This is a genomic window from Streptomyces sp. DH-12 (genome assembly GCF_002899455.1).
In the GTDB taxonomy this organism is placed as follows: Bacteria; Actinomycetota; Actinomycetes; order Streptomycetales; family Streptomycetaceae; genus Streptomyces.
Genome location: NZ_PPFB01000001.1, coordinates 117292 through 124907, shown reverse-complemented (window position 1 = coordinate 124907; position 7616 = coordinate 117292). Strand labels below are relative to the sequence as shown.

At 73.2% G+C, this 7616-nt stretch carries 1 protein-coding gene; it reads right to left on the bottom strand.

Translation table 11 applies throughout. The annotated features are described in order from the left end of the window. Positions 1-195 precede the first annotated feature (195 nt). Positions 196-7554 (bottom strand): type I polyketide synthase, encoded by a 7359-nt coding sequence (locus C1708_RS00330; protein WP_106410752.1) that lies wholly within the window; start codon positions 7552-7554, stop codon positions 196-198. Positions 7555-7616: the final 62 nt, after the last annotated feature.

The window sequence follows — 7616 nt, the reverse complement described above, 5'->3', positions numbered from 1 at the left end:
CAGGCGCCGGTGCGCCTCCTCCAGCTCCGCCGTGGTGCGCTTGAGGAAGTGGCGCAGTTTCTGCTCGGTGGCGGGCCCGGCGCCGGTCACCGCAGCCGGGCGCGGGGTGGCGGGCGGCTGCGCGCCGTCGGTCGCGTGGGCGTTCGGGTTCGGCATCGGTTTCTCTCCAGGTCGGTCGTCGGCGGAGGCCAGGGGTTACGAGATGCCGAACTTCTGGCCGAGCAGGGTGAACATCTCTTCGTCCGAAACCTCGTCGAAGGGCTCGTCCGGGTCACCGCCCGGTCCGGCGGCACCGGCTTCCTCCGGCGTTCGCGGCTCTCCGGTACCGGCGTCCGCCTCGGCGAGCAGGGCCCGCAGCCGTACGAGGATCGAGGCGCGGGTCACGGCGTCCAGGGCACCCTCGGTGAGGGCGGAGGCCAGCGACTCGTAGTCGCGCAGCGCCTCGTCCTGTGCGGCGCCCGCGCCCTCGACGAGTTGGGAGGCGAGGCGTTCGGCGAGGGACCGCGGGGTGGGGTGGTCGAAGACCACAGTGCTGGGGAGGTTCAGGCCGCAGGCGGCGTTGAGCCGGTTGCGCAGGTCGACGGCGGTGAGCGAGTCGAAGCCGAGAGTCTTCAGCGCACGGTCGGCCGGTACGGTCTCGGCCGAGGAGTGACCGAGGACCAACGCGATCTGGGCCCGTACCAGTTCCAGGAGGGTGCGTCCGGCCTCCGCTGGAGTCTGCGTCGTGAGCCGTTGGCGCAGGGTGTCCGGGGCGGCGGCGGTGGGAGAACCCGCCGGGCCCGGGATGGTACGGGCCTCGGGGACGCCCGTGAGGAGCGGGCTGGGGCGGACCGCGGTGAACCCCGGAACGAACCGCTCCCAGTCGATGTCGGCGACGGCGATTGCGGTCTCCTCGTGGTCCAGTGCCTGGGCCAACGCGGCCACCGCGGTGCCGGGGTCCATCGGCACCATGCCGCCCTGGCTCATCCGCTGCCCGCGCACCACGCTCCGTGCCACGAGTCCCCCGCCGTCCCAAGCGCCCCACGCCACGGAGGTGGCGGGCAGTCCCTCGGCGCGGCGGATCTCGGCGAAACCGTCGAGGAAGGCGTTGGCGGCGGCGTAGTTCGCCTGGCCGGCGCCACCGGTGGTCCCGGCGAGCGAGGAGAAGAGCACGAAGGCCGACAGGCCGCTCTCCCGGGTCAGCTCGTGGAGGTTGCGTGTCGCCTCGACCTTGGGGCGCAGCACCGTCTCGTACCGGTCGGGGGTCAGCCCGGTGATGACGCTGTCGTCGAGCACCCCGGCCGTGTGGAAGACCGCTCTCACCGGATGTTCCCGCAGCAGTTCCGCCAGGGCCTCCCGGTCGGCCGCGTCGCAGGCGGCGACCGTCACCCGGACGCCGAGGCCGGTGAGCTCGGCGGCGAGTTCGGCCGCACCGGGACTCGCTTCACCTCGACGGCTGGTGAGGAGCAGGTGGTCGGCGCCGCGCTTGGCCAGCCACCGGGCGACGTGCCCGCCCAGCGCGCCGGTGCCGCCGGTCACGAGGACGGTCCCCTCCGGCTTCCACTCCCTCGCCGGGCTCCGCCCGGCAAGAGGGGCGCGGACCAGTCGCCGGGCATGGAGCGCCGCGGGGCGGACGGCGAGCTGGTCCTCCGGAGAGGTCGGCGCCGGGCCGGTGGCACGGGCGAGGACGCCGGCGAGCCGGGAGGCGGCGTGGGAGTCGATCGTCCCGGGAAGGTCGAGCAGGCCGCCCCACACCTCAGGGAACTCGAGCGCGGCGACCCGGCCGAACCCCCAAAGCTGATGGGCGAAGGGGTCACGCACCTGGTCGGTGGGGGCGGCCAGGACCGCCTCCCGGGTCAGGCACCAGAGCGGGACCTCGGCCCCGGCGGCGGCCAGAGCCCGGACGAGGGCGCTGGTGAGCACCAGGCCGGAAGCGGCGGAGTGCGCCCCGGGCAGGCGCTCTCCGGCAGGCGTCGGCAGGCAGACGACGCCTCGCCGTCCGAAACCGCCGCCGTCGCCGTGGGGCAGGGCGCGGACGCGCTGGAGCAGCCTCGCGGGGTCGGCGTCATCGGCGGTGAGTTCGAGCAGGTCCAGCTGGGCCCCGTGAGCTGCCAGAGCATCGAGTACGGCCGCCGTCCAGGGGTCGTCCACCCCGCGGGAGGCGGGCACGGCGACGAGCCACGTCCCCGTCAGCGCGTCGGCCGGGACCGGCGGTTCGGGCAGCGGATGCCAGGCCGTCCGGTAGCGCCAGGAGTCGAGGGCCCTCTCCTGCCGGAGTCCCTGCCGCCAGGAGGAGAGGGCGGGCAGGAGATCGGCGAGCCGCGCTTCGGGGTCGACCTCCAGCGCCTCGGCAACCCCGGCGACGTCCTCTCGCTCGACCGTCTCCCAGAAGGCACGGTCGACGGAGTCGTCCGCCGGAGCGGCGGGGCGGCCCGGATGGGAGGAATCAGGGGCAGTGGGCCAGTACCGCTCACGCTGGAAGGCGTAGGGGGGCAGGGCGACGCGGGAGGACGAGCAGGCCGTGTCGACCGTGACCGCCGGCCCCTCGAGGCCGAACGTGTAGGCGAGGCGGCCGGAGACCACGCTCGCCGCGTTGCCCGTGGCGATGTAGCCGCCGACGTCGTCCGGGGATGCGGCGACGACGGACATGTAGTCCTGCCCGTTGGTGCCGACGAAGACGCCGCTCCGGCTGCCGCGTACCGTTCCGGCCGGCAGACCCGCGCGCTCGAACGCCTCCCAGGAGGTCTCCAGGAGCAGCCGCTGCTGCGGGTCCATCGCCAGCGCCTCACGCGGCGAGATCCCGAACAGCTCCGCGTCGAACTCGGCCGCCGTGTAGAGGAAACCTCCCTCCCGGACGTACGAGGCGCCCGCCTTGTCGGGGTCAGCGTCGTAGAGGCGGCCAAGGTCCCAGCCGCGGTCCTCGGGGAAGCCGGAGACCGCGTCGGCTCCGGACCGGACGAGGTTCCAGAACTCCGCCGGGGAATCCGTGCCGCCGGGGAACCGGCAGCTCATACCGACGATCGCGATCGGCTCGTCGGCCGCCGTGCCGGCGAGAGCGGTGGTGGGGGCGGTGGTGTCCTCACCCACCAGGTCGGAGACGAGCCGCTGAGCCAGTTCCTCCGGGGTCGGGTGGTCGAAGACCAGGGTGGCCGACAGGTTCAGGCCGGTCTCGGCCCCGAGCAGGTTGCGCAGTTCGACGGCGGAGAGCGAGGTGAACCCGAGCTCGCGGAAGGCCCTCCGCGCGGGGATCGCCTCGGCAGTGCGGTGTCCGAGGACCGCTGCCGCCGACCGCCGTACGAGGTCCAGCACGACCCGCTGCCAGTCATCGCGCGCCACTGAGGCCAGCCGCTCCCGCAGGCCACCGACCTCCCGCGCACGCACGCTCGCCGTGGCCGAGCGCGCCTCACCGATCCGCTCCAGCAACGGGCTGGGGCGTACGGCGGTGTAGGCGGGAGCGAAGGTCGTCCAGTCGATGTCGGCGACCGCCACGCAGGCCAGCCCCGACGCGGCAGCCCGCCCCAGCAACCCCAGCGCCTGGTCGGGATCCATCGGCAGCATCCCGCCCCGGCCGACCCGCTCCACCACCCCGCCGGCCGCAGCCATCCCCTCCCCGGCCCACGGCCCCCACCCCACCGACGTCGCCGCCAGCCCCGACGCCCGCCTGAACCACGCCAACGCATCCAGACCCGCATTCGCCGCCGCATAGTTCCCCTGACCGGCCGCCCCGAACACCGACGCCGCCGACGAGAACAACACGAACGCGTCCAGCACCAGCCCCCGCTCCACCGTCAGCTCATGCAACAACCACGCCGCACCCGCCTTCGGCCCCCACACCCCCGCCAACCGCCGCGCCGACAACCCCGACAACACCCCGTCGTCCAGCACCCCCGCCGCATGCACCACCGCATCCACCACAAACTCATCCAGCAGCCCCGCAACCGCCTCCCGGTCGGTCACATCGACCGCCGCCACCACCACCTCACACCCCAGACCAGCAAGCTCATCCCGCAACTCCACAGCCCCCGGAGCCCCCAGCCCCCGACGACTCACCAACACCAACCGCTCAACACCTTGACCGGCAGCCCACCGCGCCACCCGCGCACCCAGACCACCCGTACCACCCGTCACCAACACCGTCCCCCGCGGACACCACCCCTGCCCCGAAGGCAGCACCACCCGCACCAGACGACGCCCCCACACCCCACCGGCACGCACCGCAACCTGATCCTCAACACCACCAGCACCACCCACACCCACAGCACCAGCAGCACCAGCAGCACCGGCAGCGGCCAGCACCCCGCACACCCGGTCCCACACCACACCCCCGGGCTCGACCGGGACGTCGATCAGCCCGCCCCACACCCCGGGAAGTTCCAAAGCCGCCACCCGGCCCAGCCCCCACACCCCGGCCGCCTCCGCACACACACCCCCCGCATCAGCAGACCCAGTCGACACACCACCCCGCGTCACCGCCCACACACGGCAACCACCCCCACCAGCACCCTCCACCGCCTGCACCAACGCCAGCACGGAAGCCGCCGACCCCAGCAACGACACCACGCCCGCCAGCTCACCCGCCGGCTGATCCAGACCCGCCAACAGCCCGGCGAACTCCTCCACCCCCGCACCCGCAGGAACCTCAACCAGCCGAGCCCCCCGCTCCACCAACCCAGCAGCAGCCTCCCGAGCCCACACCTCACCCCCGGACTCCACCACCACCAGCCACGAACCACTCAACGCCGCGACCTCACGGATCGCCCCGGTGAGCGGGACCCAGTTCACGGCGTACGACCAGTCACCGGCCGCATCGACGGGTCCCTGCGTAAGAGAGGCGGGGTTCAGCCAGTAGTGGTGGCGCTGGAAGGCGTAGGTGGGCAGGTCGACGCGGCGGGCACCGGTGCCGGCGAAGAACGCCGCCCAGTCGACCTCACCGCCGTGCGCGTGCAGGCGGCCGAGCGCCGCCACCAGCGCTGGTGTCTCACCGCGATCGGCGCGCAGAACGGGCAGGCAGAGCTCATCCTCGGTGTCGGTGTCGGTGTCGGCCAGGACACCTTGGACCATGGCGGTCAGGACGCCGTCCGGGCCCAGTTCGAGGAACCGCGTCACCCCGATCGCCTGAAGCGCCCGCACACCGTCGGCGAACCGGACCGCCTCGCGCACGTGCCGCACCCAGTAGTCAGGCGTGGACAGCTCAGGCCCGGCGACCTCACCGGTGAGGTTCGACACCACGGGGATGCGAGCGGGCCCGTAGGTCAGCGTCTTTGCGACCTGCCGGAACTCCTCCAGCATCGGATCCATCAACACCGAATGGAACGCATGGCTGACCGCCAGCCTCTTCGTACGCGCGCCCCGCTCCGCGAGCGCGGCGGCGACCTGCTCCACCGCCGCCTCCGCACCCGAGACGACCACCGCACGCGGCCCGTTCACCGCAGCGACCGAAACACCCTCCACCAGCGCCGCACGGACCTCCTCCTCCGACGCCTCGACCGCCACCATCGCCCCACCCGCAGGCAGAGCATCCATCAACCGCCCACGCGCCACCACCAACGCACACGCATCATCCAGACCCAGCACCCCGGCCACATGCGCGGCCACGATCTCCCCGACCGAATGCCCGAGCAGCGCGTCCGGGCGCACCCCCCACGACTCCAGCAGCCGGAACAACGCCACCTCGACCGCGAACAACGCCGCCTGCGTGAACCGCGTCCGATCCAGCAGACCAACACCCTCCGCACCCTCACCCTCGAACACGAGGGTCTTCAACGACCGGCCCAGCCCACCGTCCACCCGCGCACACACCGCGTCGAAAGCATCGGCGAACACCGGATAGGCGGCATACAACTCCCGCCCCATCCCGACCCGCTGCGCACCCTGACCCGTGAACAACAGCGCCAGTCCGCCGCGGATCGCCGGGGCGTCGGGGGGCGTGGTGGTCGTGAGCCGGTGCAGTGCGGCCAGCAGTTCTTCGCGGGAGGAGCCGACCACCACGGCCCGGTGCTCCAGGGCGGCGCGTGTCGTCGCCAGGGAGAAGCCCACGTCCACCGGGCGCAGGTCCATCCGTTCCTCGACGTACGCCGCCAGGCGCGCCGCCTGTGCGGCCAGTGCTTCGGGGGACTTCCCCGAGAGCAGCCAGGGCACGACGGCGGGCCGCCCGTCCGGCGCCGACGGCTCCTCGGCGGGAACGGTCCGGGGCGGGGCCTCTTCCAGGATCACGTGGGCGTTGGTGCCGCTGATGCCGAAGGACGAGACTGCGGCACGCCGGGGATGCCCGTCCGCCGTCCAGGGGCGTGCCTCGGTGAGGAGGCGTACGGAGCCGGTCGACCAGTCGACGTGCGGGGTGGGCTCGTCGACGTGGAGGGTCTGCGGGAGGACGCCGTGGCGCATCGCCTCGACCATCTTGATGACGCCGGCGACTCCGGCGGCGGCCTGGGTGTGGCCGATGTTCGACTTGACCGAGCCGAGCCACAGCGGCCGGTCCGGATCACGGTCCTGGCCGTAGGTGGCGAGGAGGGCCTGCGCCTCGATCGGGTCACCCAGCTTCGTACCGGTGCCGTGCGCCTCCACGGCGTCGATCTGGTCGGCGGGGACGCGGGCGTGGGCCAGGGCCTTGCGGATGACGCGGCGCTGGGAGGGGCCGTTGGGGGCGGTCAGGCCGTTGGAGGCGCCGTCCTGGTTGACCGCGCTGCCCCGGATGACCGCGAGCACCTCGTGGCCGTTGCGGTGGGCGTCGGAGAGGCGCTCGAGCAGGAGGAGGCCGATGCCCTCGGCCATGCCGGTGCCGTCGGCGGCGGCGGCGAAGGGCTTGCAGCGGCCGTCGGCGGCAAGGCCACGCTGGCGGCTGAAGGCGGTGAAGACCTCGGGTGTGGGCATGACGGTGACGCCGCCCGCGACGGCGAGGGAGCAGTCGTCGCGGCGGAGCGCGCCGCTGGCGACATGCAGGGCGACCAGGGAGGAGGAGCAGGCCGTGTCGAGGGTGAGCGCCGGTCCTTCCAGGCCGAAGGCGTACGAGAGGCGGCCGGAGACGACGCTGCCGGCGTTGCCGGTGAGGAGGTGTCCCTCGACGCCTTCCGGGATGTCGTACAGCGCCGACCCGTACCCCGCGTACGCGGCGCCGATGACGACGCCGGTCGGGGTGGAGCGCAGGGAGGTCGGGGCGATGCCGGAGCGTTCGAAGAGTTCCCAGGTGGTCTCCAGCAGCAGGCGTTGCTGCGGGTCCATCGCCAGGGCCTCGCGCGGGGAGATCCCGAAGAGGGCGGAGTCGAACTCCCCGGCGTCGTAGAGGAATCCGCCCTCGCGCGTGTAGGAGGTGCCCTGCTGGTCCGGGTCGGGGTGGTGGAGCCGGGTGAGGTCCCAGCCCCGGTCCTCGGGGAAGGGGGCGATGCCGTCGCCACCGGAGGAGACCAGCTCCCACAGCTGTTCGGGGGAGCTGACGCCGCCGGGGTAGCGGCAGGCGGCGCCGATGATCGCGATCGGTTCGCGTTCGCGTCCCTCGACGCGCTGGAGCCGTTCGCTCGTCTCGTGGAGGTCCGCCGTCACGCGCCGCAGGTAGTCGCGGAGCTTGTCCTCATTCGCCATGTCGTCGCACCCTCACACGCTTCGGGGAATCGGTCGCAGGAGCCGGGGGCGGCCGGAGGCCC